The sequence below is a fragment of the Roseateles sp. AC306 genome, assembly GCF_979253795.1.
Genome location: NZ_CEEDEB010000005.1, coordinates 92,467 through 110,842, shown reverse-complemented (window position 1 = coordinate 110,842; position 18,376 = coordinate 92,467). Strand labels below are relative to the sequence as shown.

Here is an 18,376-nt window from a genome sequence, read left to right as displayed (position 1 = left end):
TGAGCGAACATGGGGCTCCTTCAGCGCAGGAGCTCCAGCGATGCATCACACCCCCTGGCGCGGCGTCTTCCCTGCCGTCACCACGAAGTTCCATGCCGACGAGAGCCTGGACTTCGCCGGCACCGCGCGCCACATCGACTTCCAGATCCGCAACGGCATTCACGGCGTCGTCTGCTGCGGCTCGCTCGGCGAAGCCAGCACGCTGGCGCTGGACGAGAAACTGGCGGTGGCGCGCTGCGCGCTGGATGCAGCGAACGGCCGCGTGCCGGTGCTGGCCACCGTGTCGGAGAGCAGCACGCGCGAGGCGCTGCGCTTCATCGAGGGCGCCAACGCGCTGGGCGTGGCCGGCTACATGGTCATGCCCTCGGTCATCTACGTGGCCGACGCTCGCGAGGCCATGGCCAATGTGCGCGCCTACGCCAACGCGGCGCAGCGGCCGCTGATGGTCTACAACAACCCGGTGGCCTACCGCGTGGACTTGCGGCCCGAGCACTTTGCCGAAATGGCCCAGGGCCCGCACAGCGAGCACATCGCCGCCATCAAGGAGAGCAGCGGCGACGTGACGCGCATCACCGACCTGCGCAACCTGCTCGGCGACCGGTATCAGCTCTTCATGGGCGTGGACGACCTTGCCTTCGAGGGCCTGGCCCTGGGCTGCGACGGCCTGCTGGCCGGCGTGGGCTGCGCCTTTCCTCGCGAGACGGTGGCGCTGTTTGATCTGATGCAGGAGGGCCGCTGGCAGGAGGCACGCGACATCTACCGTTGGATGACGCCGCTGCTGCACCTGGACGTGTCGACCAAGCTGGTGCAGAACCTGAAACTCATCGACGCGCTGGTGGGCGTGGGCAGCGAGCACATGCGCCGGCCGCGGCTGCCGCTGGTGGGTGCGGAACGCGAGCGCGTCGAGGCGCTGGTGGCCACGGCGCTGGCGACGCGGCCGACCGAATGGCAATCGCAGCCATGAACTTCCTCCACGTCATCGATTCGCACACCGGCGGGGAGCCGACGCGTGTCGTCATCGACGGCTTTCCGGACCTCGGCGCGGGCCCGATGGCCGAGCGCCTGGAGCGACTGCGTCGCGAGCACGACCGCTACCGCCGCGCCACGCTGCTGGAGCCGCGCGGCAGCGACGTGCTTGTCGGCGCCCTGCTGTGCGCGCCGCTGAACCCGGCTCACACGGCCGGCGTCATCTTCTTCAACAACGCGGGTTATCTCGGCATGTGCGGCCACGGCACGATAGGCCTGGTCGCGACGCTGGCCCACCTGGGGCGCATCACGCCGGGCGAGCATGTCATCGAGACGCCGGTCGGCGACGTGCGCGCCACGCTGCACGGGGACGGCCGGGTCAGCGTGCGCAATGTGCCGGCCTGGCGGCTCGCGGGCGACGTGGCCGTCCACCTGCCCAAGGGCCAGACGGTCACCGGCGACATCGCCTGGGGCGGCAACTGGTTCTTCCTGTGCGCCGATCATGGCCAGGTCATTTCGTCCGAGCGCGTCGCCGCACTGACCGACTACGCCGCCCTGCTGGGCGAGGCGCTTCAGGCGCAAGGCCATTTCGGCGCCGGCGGTGCGGTCGTCGACCACATCGAGCTCTTTGCCAACGTTGACCCGGCGCTGGCCGACAGCCGCAACTTCGTGCTCTGCCCCGGCCGCCAGTACGACCGCTCGCCCTGCGGCACCGGCACCAGCGCCAAGCTGGCCTGCCTGGCCGCGACGGCGAAGTTGAAGCCGCGCGAGGTGTGGCGCCAGGCCAGCGTCATCGGCAGCGTGTTCGAGGGCTGGTACGAGACCGACCCTTCGACACCCGCAAGCGTTGTGCCGACCATCCGTGGCCAGGCCTTCATCACCGCCGAGGCGACGCTGATCATCGACCCGGCCGATCCTTTCGGCTGGGGCCTGCCCTGATCTATAGCGCCCGTCTAGGCTATTGAAGTTTGGGAATGCGGCATGGCGGCCGCACCGGCAAACTTGAGCCACGACGCCCACCCACGAGGCAGGCGTCGTTGCAAAGGAGTTGTCGAGCATGCAGGTGGAGCAAGCCACGCTGACCCGGCCGCAAGGCCCCCGACCCCGACCGGCGGCGCACCCGCCCGAAGCGCTGCGCGAGCTGCTGGCCCGCGCGGATGTGCAGATCAACGGCACGCGAGCCTGGGACATGCGCGTGAATGACGCGCGCGCCTACCGCCGCATCCTGACCCAATGGTCCCTGGGCGCCGGCGAGGCCTATGTGGATGGCGACTGGGACTGCGAGCGGCTGGACATGATGTTCGAGCGCCTGCTGCGCGCCGACCTGGACCGCACCGCCCCCGGCCCCGCCCGACTGAGGCTGCTGCTGGAGAGCCTGCGCCAGCGCCTCTTCAACCTGCAGACCGAAGAGCGCGCCCACCAGGTGGGTGAGCGCCACTACGACGCGGGCAACGATGTTTTCGAGGCCATGCTGGACTCCCGCATGGTCTATTCCTGCGGCTACTGGGCCCATGCGTCGGACCTGGAGCAGGCGCAGGAACACAAGCTGGCCATGATCTGCCACAAGCTGGAGCTCAGGCCCGGCGACACGCTGCTGGACATCGGCTGCGGTTGGGGTGGGCTGGCGCGCTTTGCGGCCGAGCGCTTCGGCGCCCGGGTGACCGGCATCACCATCAGCAGGGAGCAGCTCGCCGTGGCCAAGGCGCGCAGCGTGGGCCTGCCCGTCACGCTGCGGCTGCAGGATTACCGCTCCGTGCAGGGGCGCTTCGACAAGATCGTGTCGGTGGGCATGTTCGAGCATGTCGGGCTGAGGAACTACGCCACCTACTTCGACGCCGCACGCCGCCTGCTCGCGCCGGACGGCCTCTTCCTGCTGCACACCATCGGCGTGGACCGCCGCGCGCCGCACACCGACCCGTGGATAGAGCGCTACATCTTTCCCAACGGCAAGCTGCCCTCGCCGGCCGAGCTGGCCGAGGCGCTGGAGGGCCGATTCGTCCTGGAGGACTGGCACAACTTCGGGCCGGACTATGACCGCACGCTGATGTGCTGGGCCGAGCGCTTCGAGGCGGCATGGCCGCGGCTGGCGTCGCGCTATGAAGAGAGTTTCCGGCGCATGTTTCGCTACTACCTGCTCAGCTGCGCGGGCTTCTTCCGCTCGCGCCAGGGCCAGCTGTGGCAGCTGGTGTTGAGCGGGCCGGAGCGGCGCGGGGCTTACCGATCGGTGCGGCCCTAGTCGCCCCGGCCGATGTAGGCGCGGATGGCGGCGATGCGGCCCTGCGCATCGAAATCGAACACGTCGACGACGTAGAGGGTGTCACGCCCATCGACGACGATCTTCAGCTCCGCCGCCACGCCGCCGCCGCGTTCATAGGTGGCCAGTACATCGATCTGCAGCTGCTGCACGGACTCGAAGTTCTTGCGCGTTTCGGCCAGCGCCGCCGCCTTGCCGACGACGCGGATCTTCCAGTCGCGCAACGTGATGGCGTCTGCAAACAGGGTTTCGATGGCCGCGAGGTCGCGGGCGGCATAGGCGGCCAGGTAGGCGCGCACGAGGTCGAGTGGCGGAAGGCTCACGGGGGCTAGGAGACTGAAGATGGCGGCGATGCTAGCCGCGCGAACGCCGCAGTTGGGCCAAGCCTTGCCCGCCCTGCGGCACATGCGCGGCAAGCTCTGTCGGGGTAGGCTGCGCGCATGACTGCCACCTGCATCAGCCCGCGCGCCGCCCCGTCGCCGCCATGGCTGTCGCGTTGGCTTCGTTTCCCGGTCCTGGCCCTGCTCGCCGCCTTGCTGGCCAGCGCAGCCTCGGCCCAGGGCGAACCGGCACCCGGAGGCTCGCGGCGTGTCGTCTTCCTGGCGCAGGACTTCCGCAATGGCGGCATCACCGCCGTCTATCGCGGCTTCGAGCAGGCCTGCATCGAACTGGGCTGGACCTTGAGCGTCGTCAACGGCAAGGGCGACCGGGCGACCATCCGCCGCCTCTTCGACGAGGCCGTGGCGTCGGGCGCACACGGCGTGGTGCTGGGAGGCTTTGACGAGGCCGACATCGCCGACCGGTTGGCAGCCGCGGCGCCGCCGGTGCTGGTGGGTTGGCATGCCTCACCGATGAGCGGTGGTGCCTCCAGGCTGTTCGTCAACGTCAGCACCGACCCCGAGGTGGTGGCCGACATGGCCGCCGCGCTGGTGACCGGCGCCGGCGGCTCGCGCGCCGGCGTCGTCATCTTCAACGACAGCCGCTTCGACATCGCCAACATCAAGACCCTGCGCATGCGCAAGACGCTGTCGCGCTGCGCCCATTGCGAACTGCTGGCCGTCGAGGACATGCCGATCGGCAACGCCGCCAGGGAGATGCCGAGGGCGCTGGAGCAGTTGCAGCGTCGCTTCGGCACCCGCTGGACCCATGTGCTGGCGATCAACGACGTTTACCTGGATTCCATGCACTTTCCGCTGTCCGACCTGGGCCGGCGCGACATCGTCGGCATCGCCGCAGGCGACGGCTCGCGCACGGCGCTGAGCCGCATCCGCTCCGGCCGCTCCCAGCAGATCGCCACCATCGCCGAGCCGACCATGCTGCAGGGGTGGCAACTCGCTGACGAGCTGAGGCGGGCCTTCGCGAGACAGCCGCCCAGCGGCCGGGTGGCACGGCCGATTGCCGTCACCACGGAGCTGCTGGGCCGGCTCGGCAAGCAGGACATCGACGACGCTCTGCCCTACCGCGCCGAATACCGTCAGCAGTGGTTTGGCGGCACAGCCAGCGGCGTGAGAGCGCCGTAAACGGCTTGGCACCCGGGCCGCGGGGGTCCTGCCCCGACGGCCCGGTTCAGCGGATTCCGTGCCGCCGGCATGTAAGCGGCACAACGTCCTACAGCCATGCGCCTGCCGCAGAGGCATCGTTCAGAGGCGCAAAGGTTGCGCGGACCGAGGTTTCAGCATGAGAACCCCTTTCAGACTTGCGGTGCCCAACTGGTTCGTCAGCCTTGGCCCGGCACCGGCCTGCTCGCGCACCGCTGTCCGGCCACTGTGGCGCTGCCACTCCCAGCGCGTGCGGCGAGCCGCGAACGCCTTCCCCATCGCTGGTGGACTGACCCAACGCGCCACATCTCGACAGTGAAATGAGCTTCTGGATCTCCACGCCGTATTCCCAGGAGCCCAGGCTCACCCTGGTTCGCTGGCGGGCATGGGAGGTCCAAGTGCCCAACTACGACGCACCGAGCTGGCATCTGGTGGGCTATCTGGCCAACGACCACTGTGCAAAGGTGTCGTCGGCCGTAGCTTTCGTGCATCCAGACACCGAGGAAGTGACCACCAAGACCGGGCGTACCTACGCCCTCGACGGGCCGCCCGGTGTCGACGCCCATGTCGCCGAGCTCTGGGAGGCCTGGCAGAGGCAGCATCGGGTCACCGTGCTGCGGGAGGTGACGACCGACGTGCTCGACGGGCGCCAGCCGTTGCCCGTGAAGCTGATCACACCGCCTGGCTAGGCGGCGGGCCGCTTCGTCGTCAGCCGCACTGCCCCACATACCCACAGGCCGTGCAGAAATCGCAGCCGTCCTTGTGGATCATGGTCGCGTTGCCGCACTCGGGGCAAGGCTTGCCGGCCTGCACCTGCAATGCGCCGGTGGCAGCGGCAAGCTTCGGAGCCGGTGTCTGCAACAGGCCCATGTCGGTCAGCGGCTGGCCGGCTTCGTCGAGGATGCCGAGCATGGCGTAGCGGTGGATGACGAGGCGGGCCACATAGGCCACCGTCGACGGCCAGACCTGCTGGCGGCGCTCCCCATTCAGCGTCGGCACCGGCGCCATGAAATGGCCCAGCGGCTCGCCGACATTGAGCAGCTTGCGCAGCTTCATCGCGATCCAGCCGGGGTCCATGACACGCATGTCCAGCGACAGCAGGCGCGCCAGGCCGTCCAGCGCCTTGGGATAGTTGCCCGAGAAGCCCATCGCGCAGGGGCGCGTGACCGAGCCGCCGTCGGGGGTGGGCAACACCACCTCCTTCAGCGTCAGCGTGAATTGCTCGTTGGTGGCCGGGTTGTCCACGTCGACCGCCCACGCCAGCGTGCCCGAGGTGCCTGTACGCGGCTCGTTGCGGCTGAACATGGCGTCGACCACGGGCGTGGGGCCGCCCTCCTGCAAGGCGCCGAGCTGCTCGCAGCGCCAGCGGATGACCGCGGCCGTGGCGGCGACGACGCCGGGGAAGAGGCGCTTCTCGCCGCCGGGCGGCATGGGCATCTCGAAGGCGCGCTCCTCGGCCACCGTGGCCAGCGCATCGAGCTTGAGGCGCAGCCAGGCGGCGTCGTTGGTGCGCAGGTCCATCGACAGCGTCTTGGCCAGCGCCGACAGGCCACGCGGCTGCTCGGCACCGTTGACCCAGACTTCGAAGGGCAGGTTGCGACCGAACAGGCCGCCGTCCGGCCCTTCCAGCGGCAGCTCGCCGATGAACAGGGCGAAGTCGCCGTGCGGATGCTGGATCAGATAGCTCCAGGCCGGGTTGCCGCCGGGCATGTCGGGGCGGCTGGGCCAGCGCAGCGAGGCGACGACGGCGGTGGGCAGGCGCTCGACCTTGAGGCGCTGGTTGGTGCCGTCCACGTCCGCTCGCAGCGGCTCGGGCTGTTTGACCTCCGGTGTCACGCTCAACACCGACCCCAGCACGCTGTTGGGCCGGTAGGTGGCCAGGCCCTTGAGCTTGGCTTCCCAGGCCTGGATGTAGAGGTTCTGGAAGTCTTCGTACGGATAGTCCGCCGGCACGTTGACCGTCTTGCTGATCGACGTGTCGATGTAGGGCGCGACGGCCGCAACCATGGACGCGTGATCGGCCGCACTCAGCTCCAGCGCCGTGACGAAGGCGTCGCTCAACGGCGCGTCGGCACCGAAGAGATGCCTGTACAGGCGCCAGGCATGGTCCTCGACCGCGTACTCCTTGAAGCCCCCGCCCTCGGCCTGGCCGAGACGCTTCTTGCGCGTGTAGGTCCATGAGAACGCCGGCTCGATGCCGTTGCTGGCGTTGTCCGCAAAAGCCAGGCTGATGGTGCCGGTGGGGGCGATGGACAGCAGGTGGGAGTTGCGCAGGCCCTGGGCGCGGATCTTGTCCTTCAGGCCCTGCGGCAGGCGAGACGCAAAGCTGCCCCCTGACAGGTACAGGTCGGCATTGAACAGCGGGAAGCTGCCGCGCTCGGCGGCGATGTCGCTGGAGGCCGCGTAGGCCGCGTCGCGCATGACCTCGCTGATGCGGCTGGCCATGTCGCGCGCGGCGGGTGTGTCGTAGCGCAGGTTCAGCATGACGAGGGCGTCGCCCAGGCCGGTGAAGCCCAGGCCGACGCGGCGCTTGTTGGCGGCCTCCTGCCGCTGGGCGGGCAGCGGCCAGGGCGTCACGTCGAGCACGTTGTCCAGCATGCGCGTGGCCACGGCCACGACTTCGCCAAAACCCACCTCGTCAAAGGCCGGCTTGGCACTGAACGGGTCGCGCACGAAGCGCGTCAGGTCGATGGAGCCGAGGCAGCAGCAGCCGTAGGGCGGTAGTGGCTGCTCGGCACAGTTGTGTACGTACAAGCCGTTCGCATCGAAGGCATGGACATGCTCGACGGTCACGTCGTAGACCGCCTCGATGCCATCGGGCTCGACGGCATCGACCGTGGCCGTGAAGCGCTCGCGGTTCAGCTCGCGGCGATAGGCGCCGAGCAGTTCCTCCAGGCGCGACTGCTTGGCGCTGTCTTCGAAACCCACTTGCTCGGCATAGCGCCGCAGGTTGTCGCCGCTGATGACCAGCTCATGCACGGCACGGCGCTCGTAATCGGCCACGCCGCCACGGCCGTCGGGCATGCGCTGCACGCCCGCAGGATGGCGGTCGCGGTAGATCGCAGAGGCAATGCCCAACCGCGCCAGCATGCGTTGAGCGGCTTGCAGCTGCGCGAAATTGGCCTGCGTCAGGCGAACGCTGACACCCTTGTCCTGCGCGCCCTGCACGGAACCGTCGGCATCGAACAGACCGCGCAGCAAGCCTCGATGGAAGTCCGACGAAGTGGCTTCCATGGCCGGCGTGATGCACTTGTTGCCAGGCGTCGCGCCTAACACCTCCGCCAGATCACGCAAGCCAGTGGAGGCAAGTCGGAACTCGCCACGGCCGGCTATCGGTCGCTGCCAGCCTTTGAAATCAGCGCGACTGACGATAGCGAGCTGCATCGCCGTCTCGGCGGCGCGCATGACGCTGTCGACACTGGCCGGCCGGTGGCTCACATCACTGCCGACGGCCTTCAGCTCAGGCGCCCATACGGACAACACGGCCTTGTCGACCTTCAGCGTGCCGTCGCCGATCAGCAGACCCAGCAGATAGCCTTCGGCCTCGCTGCGCGGGCCGTCCCAGCCTTGCAGCGCACGGTGGTCGTGCAGCATCAGCTCGTCGCCGGAGCGCACATCGGCAGCAGGTACCCATTCGGCTTCGACGAGATAGCGCGTCTTGCGCGTGACGCGGCGTACCGGGTGGTCGCCGGTCAGGCGCAGCGCTTGGCCTTCGCGGGTGCACAGTTTCAACACCGGCTTCACGCCTGTGGCGAAGAAGCCGGCCGACTCCGTCGCATAGGCCTTGCCGTCGACGATGGCATGAAAGGGCTTGCCGATCAGCGCGCTCACCTGGCGCGGGCCTTCGCTGGTCATCGTCCACGTATCCGCGGTCACGCACGGATTCGTCGCCGCAATCGTCTCGCAGTAATGCAGGTTGTTGTCGGCATTGATGCGGTCCAGGAACAGCACGCCCGGCTCGGCGTGGTCGTAGGTGGAGCGCATGACCTGGTCCCACAGGTCCCGGGCGCGCACTTTGCGGTAGACCCATTGGCCGTCGCCGCGCTGGTAGGCCCCGGCTTCGATCTGGCCGGCGCTGGGCTGGGCCTTGTGCGCCAGCTCCACGGTGCCGTCGGCCTGCACCGCCTCCATGAAGGCATCGGTCACGCCGATGGAGATGTTGAAGTTGCGCAGGTCGCCCTGGTCCTTGGCGTGGATGAAGGCTTCGATGTCGGGGTGGTCGCAGCGCAGCACGCCCATCTGCGCGCCACGCCGGCTGCCGGCGCTTTCGACCGTTTCGCAGCTGCGGTCGAACACCCGCATGTAACTGATCGGGCCGGAAGCATGGCTGCGCGTGGAGCCGACCCACGCACCCATCGGGCGGATGCGGCTGAAGTCATAGCCGACACCGCCGCCACGGCGCATCGTCTCGGCCGCCTCGGTCAGCGCGGTGTAGATGCCGGGCACGCCGTCCTCGGTCGTGGCGATGGAGTCGCCCACGGGCTGCACGAAGCAGTTGATGAGGGTGGCCGACAGCTCGGTGCCTGCGGCCGACATGATGCGGCCGGCCGGCACGAAACCGCGCTTCTGTGCGTCGAGGAAGGCGGCCGCCCAGCGGGCGCGGTCGGCCGGTTTCTCGGCCTGGGCCAGGGCACGGGCGACGCGCTCGCGCAGCTCGTCGGGCGTCTGCTCGCCGCCCTTGGCGTACTTTTCGATCAGAACTTCGCTGGAAATGTCCTGCACGGGCAGGTCGGTGGTGGTACTCACAATCACCTCGCAATGCTGTATGGAAATACAGTCTACGCCCGCCTGTGGCGCGACTCAGCGGTCAGAACGGATTGATGCTTTTCTCACGCCGGTAGTGCAGATAGCCCACGCTGGCGCCAGCGCGCAGGCCCACGCCCAGGCGGATCGGTGCCAGCGTGATGCCGTTCAGGCGCTGGTAGTTGATGCCGGCGCCGCCGATGTAATAAAGGCTGCCGTCCACGCCGGGGAAGCGCTGGTAGATGGCGCTGGCCTTGGGCAGCTTGTAGACCAGCGTGAAGACCTTGGATGCATTGGCGCCCAGGTCGAAGCCGATGGACGGGCCGGCCCAGTAGACCTTGGAGGCGCCGCCGCCCTTCATCATCAGTTCGCCGTTGCCATAGCGCAGGCCGACGGTGATGGCGGCGCCCGCCTCCTCGCCCTTGATATAGGCATTCGGGCGGCCCTGCTCCTTGAAGGCCTTCTCGATGACCTTGGCCAGGCCCTCGGTCGTCTGGCCGAAGAAATCGGTGGCAGCCTTGACGATGGAGTCCTCGTCGTAGGTGCTGTCCATGTCGTCGGCGGCCATCGCAGGCAGGGCCGAGGCGGTGGCCAGGGCGGCGAGGTGTTGCAGGTGCTGGCGGCGGTCGAACATTCGGGAGCTCCTTAGGGCATTCCTTGAGCGGGCCAGCATAAACAAAGCAGCGTGAAGTCCGGCCGAGCGTTTCCGATAGACACGGCCTAGACTGGGCCTAGAAACGGCAATGGACCGCTCTCCAGCGCATGCAAGCTTTTGCCTCATCACCCGATTGGCCCCACGGCAGCGTTCACCATCCGGGTGACGACGCTGCACGCCCGCCTGGACTGCGCTGGCGCACGCTGGCTGCGTTGTTCCTTCTCGCGGGCACGCGCCTGCAGCGCCGTCACGCCTTGCCAGCGCGCCCCTTAGCAGCCCCTGCGGTCGCGCTCCACTGCCGTTTCTAGGCCCACCCATGTCACCCAACCCCGACCTCCAGCGCCTCTCGGCCGCCCTTGAATACGTCGACCTCGCTGCCGGCCTGTATCTGGCCGGCGGGGCGGACCAGGCGGCGCACCTGCTGGCTGCTGCGGCCGAGCAGCAGCTGGGCGACCTCGTGCGGCTGATCGACGCACCGAGCGCGACGGTGGACATGCGCGAGCTGTTGGCACGCATCGCGCGAGCGCACCGGCCCGCCGTCGTCGCGCCGCGCCAGACGCAGGCACGCGACTGGGACGAGGAGCCCGCCCCGGCCGACGCCACCCGCGAGGAGATCGTCGCCTACCTGCGTGCCGCCTGGTTCATGCTCGAAGCCATGGGGCTGGCCTCGCTGGCGCCCGACCGGCTGCAGCAGGCCGTGGAGCACAGCACCGTTTTTGGCGCGGCTGGCGCGCTGGAGCCATTTGTCTAGCATCGGCAGACCCGACGTCGGTCGCCCACCGGGAGAACATCATCAGCACCGAACGCCGCCAATTTGCCCGCGTCGCCTTTGCCGCCGGCGCCGAACTGATCACCACGCAGGCGCTGCTGCACTGCCAGGTCGTCGACATCTCACTCAAGGGCGTGCTGCTGCAGCTGCCTGATGGCGAGGCACCGCAGGCCGGCATGCCCTGTCTCGTCAAGCTGACGCTGGGCGCTGATGCCGGCGAGACCGGCGCGGACATCGTCATCGCCATGGCCGGCGAGCTGGCCCACGTGGAAGGCCACCACGCCGGTGTGCTCTGCCGCAGCATCGACCTGGAATCCATCACCCATCTGCGCCGCCTCATCGAGGTGAACCTCGCCGACCCGGCCGCGTCGGAGCGGGAACTCAAGGCGCTGATTGCCGCAGCGGGCGCCGCCTAAGCCCAGTCCGTCGCATCCCTCCCCGGGCGCCCGGCAGCCGCCGAGAATCGCCGGCATGGAGGACATGACCCCGCTGCAAGCCTTTCGCCGCGTCTGCAATCTGCGCATGCTGGCGGGGGTCTACTACTTCTGCCTGCTGTACGCCATCTCCCGTTCGTTGAGCTGGTTCGATGACGACGGCGCCGCGAATCTGAGCGGGGCGCTGTTCGACCTGGTGCGCTTCAGCCGCCAATGCCTGCTGACCGGGCTGTCGCTGATGCTGCTGGTCGCGCTGGCCGAAGCCCTGCTGGCCGGGCGGCGCTGGCCGCTGCCGGTCAAGCTGGCCGTGCAGGCCCTGGCCGTGGGCCTCGGCGCTGCCTTGGGCACCTGGCTGCGCTATGCGGTGTCAACCTTCGACGAAACCATGCCGGTCAAGCTGGGCTGGGCCGTTTCGACGATGTCCGTCTGGACGCTGCTGGGCGGCATGGCCTATGCGCTGTTGCTGGTCAGCCGGGCACAGCGACAGGGGCGCGATCAACTGGCCCAGCTCTTCCGCGAACGCGAGGCGCTCAAGACGCAGCAGACCGAGGCCCAGTTGTCGGCGCTGAACGCGCAGATCGAGCCGCACTTCCTGTTCAACACGCTGGCCAATGTCAAGCGCCTGTACGAAACCCGCCCCGAGCGCGGCCGCGACATGCTGGTGGCCCTCATCGCCTACCTGCGAGCCGCGTTGCCGGGCATGCGCCGGCACGAGTCCACGCTGGCCGACGAGCTGGAGCTGGTGCGCCACTACCTGGCCATCCTGCAGATGCGCATGGGCGAGCGCCTGACCTTCGACATCGCCGTGCCGCCCGAGCTGCTGCATGCCCACCTGCCCACGCTGGTGCTGCCTACGCTGGTGGAGAACGCGGTCAAACATGGCCTGTCGCCGCTGCCCGAGGGCGGGCGCATCGAGATCCGTGCGGCGCCTGCGGACGGCGGCGGCCTGACGGTGGAGGTGGCCGACAACGGCCAGGGTTTCGGCGCAGCCAGTGGCGGTGCCGGTGTGGGCCTGGCCAACACGCGGGCGCGGCTGGCCGCCCGCTTTGGCGACGCGGCCGCGCTGGAGCTGGAGGCCGCGCAGCCGCGCGGCGTGGTGGCCCGCGTGCGGCTGCCAGCGGAGGCCTTCCAGTGATCGGCCATGTGCTGCGCTCCTGGCGCTCGCTGCGCTTCCACGAGGCGCTGACCTTTGTGGCGGCAGCGCTGTTGTTCGGCGCCATCGACCTGACCTCGTTGGTCGAGGTCGACGTGGGCGACCGCCTGCCCCAGCTGCTCGGCCGCCACCTGGGCCTGCCCGTGGTGAGCTGTGCGGTGCTGCTGCTGTGCTGGCTGCCGGCGGCGCGCAGCAGCCCCATCCATCCGGCGCGGCGTGCGCGCCTCGTGGGCGCCACGCTGCTGGGCTCGGCGCTGACGATGGCCATCATCTACCCGCTGGCCGCCACGCTGCCCTGGCCCTCCATGTGCGACCTGTACGCCGCCAAGCATGGCAAGCCCAGCTGCAACTTCTTCCGCATCTCGGCCCTTGTCGGCGACACGCTGTGGGTCTTCATGCCGGCGCTGATGCTGGTAGGCATGCTGGAGTTCCGCACGTTGCGGCGCCGTCAGGACCAGGCCGCGCAGGACCTGCTGCGCGAGCACAGCCAGCTGCGCCGCCACGCGCTGGGCGCCCGGCTGGCGGCCCTGCAGGCGCAGATGGACCCGGCCCTGCTTTTCGACGCCCTCGTCTCGGTCGAGCAGGCCTATGCGCGTCAGGACCCGACCGCCAGCGCGAGGCTGGAACGCCTCATCCGCCACCTGCGCGTGGCCCTGCCGCGGCTGCGCGAATCGGGTGCCACGCTCGGCGGCGAGGCCGAGCTGATCGCCAGCTATCTCGATTTGCTGCGCGACCTGAACGGCCAGCCGCCGGACTTCGACTGTGAGCTGGGATCACGCGGCGCCACATCGCTGCCGCCCATGCTGCTGCTGCCGCTGGTGCAGCGCGCGCTGCGCCTGGGGCACCCGCAGCGCTGCTGGCTGAAGGGCGACGGCCGGGACATCACGCTGGGCTTCGACCAGGAAGGCCTGTGCAGCGACGATGCCGACCTCGCTTCGCTGCGCGAGCGCCTGACCGTGCTGGGCGCGAAACTCGTCTGCACCAGCGGCCAGGGCCGCACAGAATTCACACTTGAGTTGCCGTCATGAGCTTGTTCGCTCCCACCGCCGTGGTCGCCGAAGACGAAGCCGCGCTGCGCGGCGAACTGGTCGAGCAGCTCGACCGGCTGTGGCCTGAACTCAGCATCGTCGGCGAGGCGGCCGACGGCCTGGAGGCGCTCCGGCTCCTGGACCGGCATCAGCCCGACATCCTCTTCCTCGACATCGAGATGCCCGGCGCGACCGGCATCGACGTGGCCCGCCAGGTGGGCGGCCGCTGCCACGTCGTCTTCGTGACCGCGTATGACCAATACGCCGTCGCCGCCTTCGACCAGGGCGCGGTCGACTATCTGCTCAAGCCGTTGGCCGGCGCGCGGCTTTTCACGGCCATCACGCGGCTGAAGGCGCGGCTGGGCCAGGGCCAGCCCCCGGCGCCGCTGGGCGGCGTGCTGGAGCAGCTCAGTGCCCGCCCGGTGCCATCGGCGTCACGCGCGCCGCTGCGCTGGATCAACGCATCTGTGGGCCAGACCCTGCGCCTCATCACGGTCGACGAGGTGATGTTTTTCCAGAGCGACAACAAGTACACGCGACTGGCGCTGAAGGACGGCGAGGCCTTGATCCGCAAGCCGCTGAAGGAGCTCATCGATGAGCTGGATCCGCAGCAGTTCTGGCAGATCCATCGCTCAACACTGGTGAACGTGAATGCGATCGGCAGCGTGAGCCGCGACTTCCGGGGCCGCATGCAGATCAAGCTCAAGCACGGCAGCGAGATGCTGCTGGTGGCGGAGAGCTGCGCGCATCTGTTTCGGCAGATGTAGCGATCAGCGGCATGTCGAGCGGCTTTACAACATCCACTTACGAATAAAACCGGATTCCGACAAGCCGTTGATTCGCATGGCTTATCGGCGCCGGGCCTGGAACTTGCGCATGGACCGGAAACTTCAACCGAGAGCCGCCATGTTCGCCACACACCTTCTTCGCAACAGCTTCTCCGCCCTGGCGGTTTCGGTCGTGGTGGCGGCCAGCGCACACGCCGCGCCCATCCTCGGCCTGTTCGGCACGGGCCTGGATGCCGCCGGCAACCCGCAGGCCGGCGCCGGCGTCGATGCGCACTACTTCCTGCAGCCGACCGGCGGCCCCGTCATCGTGCGCACCGCCTTGCCCGGCAGCTACGCCGCCAACAATGCCAGCTCGCAGTGGGTCTGGGCGCAGGCCAACGGCCTACCGACCAGTACGACGCTGACCTTCCGCACCACGTTCGACCTCACAGGTCTGGACGAAACCTCTGCGCTGATCAACGGCCTCTGGGGCGCTGACAACACCGGCATCAACATCTTGCTGAACGGCAGCAGCACCGGCATTTCGCTGCCGGGCGTCTCGATCAGCAACTTCTCGTCGCTGCATGCCTTCAGCATCAGCAGCGGCTTCGTGGCCGGCATCAACACGCTGGAATTCGTCGTGCAGGACACGGGCAGCGTGGGCGCATTCCGCGCTCAGCTCAGCGGCACGGCCAACACCGTGCCCGAGCCCGCCAGCCTGGCCCTGGTCGGCCTGAGCCTGCTGGGCCTCGGCCTGGCGCGTCGTCGTCGCTGAGACAGCCTCCGCCCTGCTTGAAAAGCCCGGCACTGCCGGGCTTTTTTTTTGCCGCTGCAGACGCGCCCCTCGCGAGGCAGCCTCAGGCCATCAAGCCGCCTGCTCCACATGCGCATGCCGCGTGTACAGGAAGTCGATGACCTCCTTGCGCGCCGCGATGTAGCGCGGGTTCTCGGCCAGTTCGACGCGCAAGCGGGGGCGCGGAATGCCGACCTCCAGGATCTCGCCGATGGTCGCCGCCGGGCCGTTGGTCATCATGACGATGCGGTCCGACAGCAGCACGGCTTCGTCCACGTCGTGCGTGACCATGATCACCGTGCTCTGCGTGCGCGCCACGATCTTCAGCAGCTCGTCCTGCAGCTTCGCGCGTGTCAACGCGTCCAGCGCACCGAAGGGCTCGTCCATCAGCAGCACCTTGGGCTCCATGGCCAGCGCGCGGGCGATGCCGACGCGCTGCTTCATGCCGCCCGAGACCTCGTGCGGACGCTTGTGCAGCGCGTGGCTCATGCCCACCAGCTCCAGCGCAGCGCGGGCGCGCACCTTGAGCTGGGCGGCGCTTTCCTTGCCGCCGAAGACGGACTCGACCGCCAGCAGCACGTTGTCCAGACAAGACAGCCACGGCAGCAGCGAATGGTTCTGAAAGACCACGGCGCGCTCGGGCCCGGGCGCGGCGATCTCGCGGCCGTCGCAGAGCAGCACGCCGTCGGTGGCCTTCAGCAGGCCGGCGATCAGGTTGAGCAGCGTGGACTTGCCGCAGCCGGAGTGGCCGATCAGCGTGATGAACTCGCCGCGCTGCACATCGAGGTTGACGTGCTGCAACGCATGAAAGCGGCCCTTGCGGGTGGTGAACACCATCTCGGCGTCCTGCACTTGGATGAACGGCTTGGTCATGGCATCAATCCTCGAACGTGAAGTGCTTGGCAAGGGTCATCAGCGCCCATTCGAGCAGCAGCCCGACGGTGCCGATCACGAAGATGGCGATGATGATGTGGGCGACGTTGAGGTTGTTCCACTCGTCCCAGACCCAGAAGCCGATACCGACGCCGCCGGTCAGCATTTCAGCCGCGACGATGACGAGCCAGGCCGTGCCGACCGACAGGCGCACGCCGGTCAGCACATAGGGCAGCACCGCCGGCAGCAGGATGCGCGTGATGACCTTCCACTCGCTGAGCTTGAGCACGCGGGCAACGTTGAGGTAGTCCTCGGGCACGCGTTGCACGCCGACCGCCGTGTTGACGACCATGGGCCAGATCGAGCAGATGAAGATCGTCCAGATCGCGGCCGGGTTGGCGCTCTTGAACACCAGCAGGCCGATGGGCAGCCAGGCCAGCGGCGAGACCGGCTTGAGCAGCGCGATCAGCGGCGACACCATGCGGTTGGCGAACTCGAAGCGGCCGATGATGAAGCCCAGCGGAATGCCCACCAGCGCCGCCAGGCCGAAGCCCATGCCGACGCGACCCAGCGAGTTCAGGATGTTCCAGCCGATGCCCTGGTCGTTCGGGCCGTTGCTGTAGAACGGATCGGAGAACAGCTTCACGGCGGCGTCGAAGGTGGCGGCCGGGGTGGGAAAGCTGCCACCCTTCATCGTGGCGATGCCCCACAGGCCGATGAGCACGGCCATGCCGAGCACCGGTGGCAGCACGCGCAGCGCCAGGGCGCGCCAGTCGAACGGCGTGCGCTTGCGCGCCGCCTTGGGCGGCTCGGCCGCAGTGGCCACGGCCGGGCGGGTGATGGCAACGGGGTTGACCGGGGCGACTGCGTCGCCGGGGGAATGAAAGACTGCGGAGACCATGATTTACGCCTTGATCTTGAAACCGTCGGCGTACTTCGCCGGGTCCTTGCCATCCCAGACAACGCCGTCAATCAGCTTGCTGGTGCGGAAGTCGCTCTTGGGGATGCTGATGCCCAGGGCACCGGCCGCCTGCTTGTAGAGCGCTGTCTGGTTGATCTGCTTGGCTACGGCCAGGTAGTCGGGGTGGGCCTTGAGCAGGCCCCAGCGCTTGTGCTGGGTCAGGAACCACATGCCGTCGGACAGGTACGGATAGTTCACCGCGCCGTCGTTGAAGAACTTCATGTGGTTGGGGTCGTCCCAGGTCTTGCCCAGGCCGTTCTGGTAGCGGCCCAGGATGCGCTGGTTGATCGCGTCGACACCGGTGTTGATGTAGGCCTTCTGCGCCACCGTCTCGGCCATCTTCAGCTTGTTGGACAGGCTGGCGTCGATCCAGCGGCTGGCCTCGAGCACGGCCATCATGACGGCGCGCGTGGTGTTGGGGTACTTGGTTGCGAACTCGGCCGTCGTGCCCAGCACCTTCTCGGGGTGGTCTTTCCAGATGTCCTGCGTCGTGTTGGCCGTGATGCCGATGCCGTCCATGATGGCGCGGTGGTTCCAGGGCTCGCCGACGCAGAAGCCGTCCATGTTGCCCACGCGCATATTGGCCACCATCTGCGGCGGCGGCACGGTGATGAGCTTTGCGCCCGACAGCGGGTTGATGCCCGCAGCGGCCAGCCAGTAGTGCATCCACATCGCGTGGGTGCCGGTCGGGAAGGTGCCGGCAAACGTGTATTCACGCGGGTTGGCGGCCATCACCTTGGCCAGCGACGGGCCGTCGATGGCGCCCTTGTCGGCCAGGGCCTTGGACAGCGTGATGGCCTGGCCGTTGTTGTTGAGGTGCATCAGCACCGCCATGTCCTTCTTGGGGCCGGCCGTGCCCAGGTGCACGCCGTAGACCAGGCCGTAGAGCACGTGGGCCATGTCCAGCTCACCGTTGACGAGCTTGTCACGCACGCCGGCCCAGGAGGCTTCCTTGGTGGGGATGATCTTGACGCCGTACTTCTTGTCGAAGCCCAGCACGGAGGCCATGACGACGGAGGCGCAGTCGGTCAGCGGGATGAAGCCGATGCGGACTTCTTCCTTCTCGGGCTTGTCCGATCCTTGGGCCCAGGCACCACCGGCCAAACCGGCGAAGGGCAGTGCGGCGGCAGCGGCGAGCAGGCTGCGGCGTTGCGGGTGGGGCGTGGTGGTCGAGTTATCGAAGGCGGTCATCACAGGCTCCTGGGTCATGCAGGGTGCAACGGCGGCCACGCTCTCGCCGACGCAGCGGGTCGCGAAGACGAATAGGGGAGGTCGGACGTCGTTGTCCCGAAGTGCCAACCGATTCAAAGCCGGTCGGCCCGAGAGACCTGCGCCATTGCAGGTCTCAAGCCTCTTTCAGCAGGTTGCGTGCCAGCTTTTTCGGCTGGCCGACCGTGAGGATTTGCACGCGCACGGCGCACGGCTGGCGCTGCGGCGTGCCG

General features: G+C 68.4%; 17 protein-coding genes. 11 read left to right on the top strand and 6 right to left on the bottom strand.

The window, feature by feature from the left end:
• Nucleotides 1-40: 40 nt before the first annotated feature.
• The 3 genes from AC0IZJ_RS12680 (at nucleotide 41) to cfa (ending at nucleotide 3,202) form a co-directional block, all read left to right on the top strand.
• Nucleotides 41-964, top strand: coding sequence for a dihydrodipicolinate synthase family protein (locus AC0IZJ_RS12680; protein WP_471850189.1), 924 nt, complete (start codon nucleotides 41-43; stop codon nucleotides 962-964).
• Nucleotides 961-1,905, top strand: a complete 945-nt coding sequence (locus AC0IZJ_RS12675; protein WP_471850186.1) for a 4-hydroxyproline epimerase — start codon at nucleotides 961-963, stop codon at nucleotides 1,903-1,905. Before AC0IZJ_RS12680 ends, AC0IZJ_RS12675 begins: the two co-directional genes overlap by 4 nt.
• 118 nt (nucleotides 1,906-2,023) lie before the next feature.
• Entirely contained in the window at nucleotides 2,024-3,202 is a 1,179-nt protein-coding gene (gene cfa, locus AC0IZJ_RS12670; protein ID WP_471850184.1) for a cyclopropane fatty acyl phospholipid synthase, read from the top strand.
• Here cfa and AC0IZJ_RS12665 read toward each other — a convergent pair.
• A complete protein-coding gene (locus AC0IZJ_RS12665; RefSeq protein WP_471850182.1) occupies nucleotides 3,199-3,543 on the bottom strand; it encodes a nuclear transport factor 2 family protein in 345 nt (114 codons plus the stop codon). The genes cfa and AC0IZJ_RS12665 overlap by 4 nt on opposite strands.
• A 117-nt stretch (nucleotides 3,544-3,660) precedes the next feature.
• Here AC0IZJ_RS12665 and AC0IZJ_RS12660 point away from each other — a divergent pair, with 117 nt between their 5' ends.
• On the top strand, nucleotides 3,661-4,740 hold the full coding sequence (locus AC0IZJ_RS12660; protein WP_471850180.1) for a substrate-binding domain-containing protein: 1,080 nt from the start codon (nucleotides 3,661-3,663) through the stop codon (nucleotides 4,738-4,740).
• A 338-nt stretch (nucleotides 4,741-5,078) separates the two neighbouring features.
• Nucleotides 5,079-5,447: a hypothetical protein gene (locus AC0IZJ_RS12655; RefSeq protein ID WP_471850178.1), complete on the top strand. Its 369-nt coding sequence runs from the start codon at nucleotides 5,079-5,081 to the stop codon at nucleotides 5,445-5,447.
• 19 nt (nucleotides 5,448-5,466) lie between these two features.
• On the opposite strand, the gene AC0IZJ_RS12650 is transcribed toward AC0IZJ_RS12655, so the two are convergent.
• On the bottom strand, nucleotides 5,467-9,504 hold the full coding sequence (locus AC0IZJ_RS12650) for an LAGLIDADG family homing endonuclease (RefSeq protein ID WP_471850175.1): 4,038 nt from the start codon (nucleotides 9,502-9,504) through the stop codon (nucleotides 5,467-5,469).
• 61 nt (nucleotides 9,505-9,565) lie between these two features.
• Nucleotides 9,566-10,135: a DUF1134 domain-containing protein gene (locus tag AC0IZJ_RS12645; protein ID WP_471850172.1), complete on the bottom strand. Its 570-nt coding sequence runs from the start codon at nucleotides 10,133-10,135 to the stop codon at nucleotides 9,566-9,568.
• A 337-nt stretch (nucleotides 10,136-10,472) separates the two neighbouring features.
• Here AC0IZJ_RS12645 and AC0IZJ_RS12640 point away from each other — a divergent pair, with 337 nt between their 5' ends.
• From AC0IZJ_RS12640 to AC0IZJ_RS12615, 6 genes are all read left to right on the top strand, one after another.
• Nucleotides 10,473-10,907, top strand: a complete 435-nt coding sequence (locus tag AC0IZJ_RS12640) for a hypothetical protein (RefSeq protein WP_471850170.1) — start codon at nucleotides 10,473-10,475, stop codon at nucleotides 10,905-10,907.
• Entirely contained in the window at nucleotides 10,793-11,341 is a 549-nt protein-coding gene (locus AC0IZJ_RS12635; protein WP_471850605.1) for a PilZ domain-containing protein, read from the top strand. The genes AC0IZJ_RS12640 and AC0IZJ_RS12635 overlap by 115 nt, the downstream gene beginning before the upstream one ends.
• A 55-nt stretch (nucleotides 11,342-11,396) precedes the next feature.
• Nucleotides 11,397-12,494 (top strand): sensor histidine kinase, encoded by a 1,098-nt coding sequence (locus AC0IZJ_RS12630; protein WP_471850168.1) that lies wholly within the window; start codon nucleotides 11,397-11,399, stop codon nucleotides 12,492-12,494.
• Nucleotides 12,491-13,540: a sensor histidine kinase gene (locus tag AC0IZJ_RS12625; protein ID WP_471850166.1), complete on the top strand. Its 1,050-nt coding sequence runs from the start codon at nucleotides 12,491-12,493 to the stop codon at nucleotides 13,538-13,540. Before AC0IZJ_RS12630 ends, AC0IZJ_RS12625 begins: the two co-directional genes overlap by 4 nt.
• The gene (locus tag AC0IZJ_RS12620) at nucleotides 13,537-14,307 is read left to right on the top strand and encodes a LytR/AlgR family response regulator transcription factor (protein ID WP_471850164.1); all 771 of its coding nucleotides are present in this window, start codon (nucleotides 13,537-13,539) and stop codon (nucleotides 14,305-14,307) included. The genes AC0IZJ_RS12625 and AC0IZJ_RS12620 overlap by 4 nt, the downstream gene beginning before the upstream one ends.
• A gap of 139 nt (nucleotides 14,308-14,446) precedes the next feature.
• Nucleotides 14,447-15,082 (top strand): PEP-CTERM sorting domain-containing protein, encoded by a 636-nt coding sequence (locus AC0IZJ_RS12615; protein WP_471850162.1) that lies wholly within the window; start codon nucleotides 14,447-14,449, stop codon nucleotides 15,080-15,082.
• Nucleotides 15,083-15,172: 90 nt separating this feature from the next.
• Here the strand turns inward: AC0IZJ_RS12615 and AC0IZJ_RS12610 are convergent, their stop codons facing one another.
• From AC0IZJ_RS12610 to AC0IZJ_RS12600, 3 genes are read right to left on the bottom strand one after another with little or no spacing between them, the layout of a single operon-like run.
• Complete coding sequence (locus AC0IZJ_RS12610; protein WP_471850160.1) at nucleotides 15,173-15,973, bottom strand: ABC transporter ATP-binding protein; 801 nt, start codon at nucleotides 15,971-15,973, stop codon at nucleotides 15,173-15,175.
• Nucleotides 15,974-15,977: 4 nt separating this feature from the next.
• The gene (gene ntrB / locus AC0IZJ_RS12605; RefSeq protein WP_471850158.1) at nucleotides 15,978-16,874 is read right to left on the bottom strand and encodes a nitrate ABC transporter permease; all 897 of its coding nucleotides are present in this window, start codon (nucleotides 16,872-16,874) and stop codon (nucleotides 15,978-15,980) included.
• Between the two features lie 3 nt (nucleotides 16,875-16,877).
• A complete protein-coding gene (locus tag AC0IZJ_RS12600; protein ID WP_471850156.1) occupies nucleotides 16,878-18,125 on the bottom strand; it encodes a CmpA/NrtA family ABC transporter substrate-binding protein in 1,248 nt (415 codons plus the stop codon).
• Nucleotides 18,126-18,376 lie beyond the last annotated feature (251 nt).

Bases quoted from the DNA above. Each gene is read 5' to 3' on its own strand.
- AC0IZJ_RS12680 (WP_471850189.1), top strand. From the start codon at position 41: ATGCATCACACCCCCTGGCGCGGCGTCTTCCCTGCCGTCACCACGAAG.
- AC0IZJ_RS12675 (WP_471850186.1), top strand. From the start codon at position 961: ATGAACTTCCTCCACGTCATCGATTCGCACACCGGCGGGGAGCCGACG.
- cfa (WP_471850184.1), top strand. From the start codon at position 2,024: ATGCAGGTGGAGCAAGCCACGCTGACCCGGCCGCAAGGCCCCCGACCC.
- AC0IZJ_RS12660 (WP_471850180.1), top strand. From the start codon at position 3,661: ATGACTGCCACCTGCATCAGCCCGCGCGCCGCCCCGTCGCCGCCATGG.
- AC0IZJ_RS12655 (WP_471850178.1), top strand. From the start codon at position 5,079: ATGAGCTTCTGGATCTCCACGCCGTATTCCCAGGAGCCCAGGCTCACC.
- AC0IZJ_RS12645 (WP_471850172.1), bottom strand. From the start codon at position 10,135: ATGTTCGACCGCCGCCAGCACCTGCAACACCTCGCCGCCCTGGCCACC.
- AC0IZJ_RS12640 (WP_471850170.1), top strand. From the start codon at position 10,473: ATGTCACCCAACCCCGACCTCCAGCGCCTCTCGGCCGCCCTTGAATAC.
- AC0IZJ_RS12630 (WP_471850168.1), top strand. From the start codon at position 11,397: ATGGAGGACATGACCCCGCTGCAAGCCTTTCGCCGCGTCTGCAATCTG.
- AC0IZJ_RS12620 (WP_471850164.1), top strand. From the start codon at position 13,537: ATGAGCTTGTTCGCTCCCACCGCCGTGGTCGCCGAAGACGAAGCCGCG.
- AC0IZJ_RS12615 (WP_471850162.1), top strand. From the start codon at position 14,447: ATGTTCGCCACACACCTTCTTCGCAACAGCTTCTCCGCCCTGGCGGTT.
- AC0IZJ_RS12610 (WP_471850160.1), bottom strand. From the start codon at position 15,973: ATGACCAAGCCGTTCATCCAAGTGCAGGACGCCGAGATGGTGTTCACC.
- ntrB (WP_471850158.1), bottom strand. From the start codon at position 16,874: ATGGTCTCCGCAGTCTTTCATTCCCCCGGCGACGCAGTCGCCCCGGTC.
- AC0IZJ_RS12600 (WP_471850156.1), bottom strand. From the start codon at position 18,125: ATGACCGCCTTCGATAACTCGACCACCACGCCCCACCCGCAACGCCGC.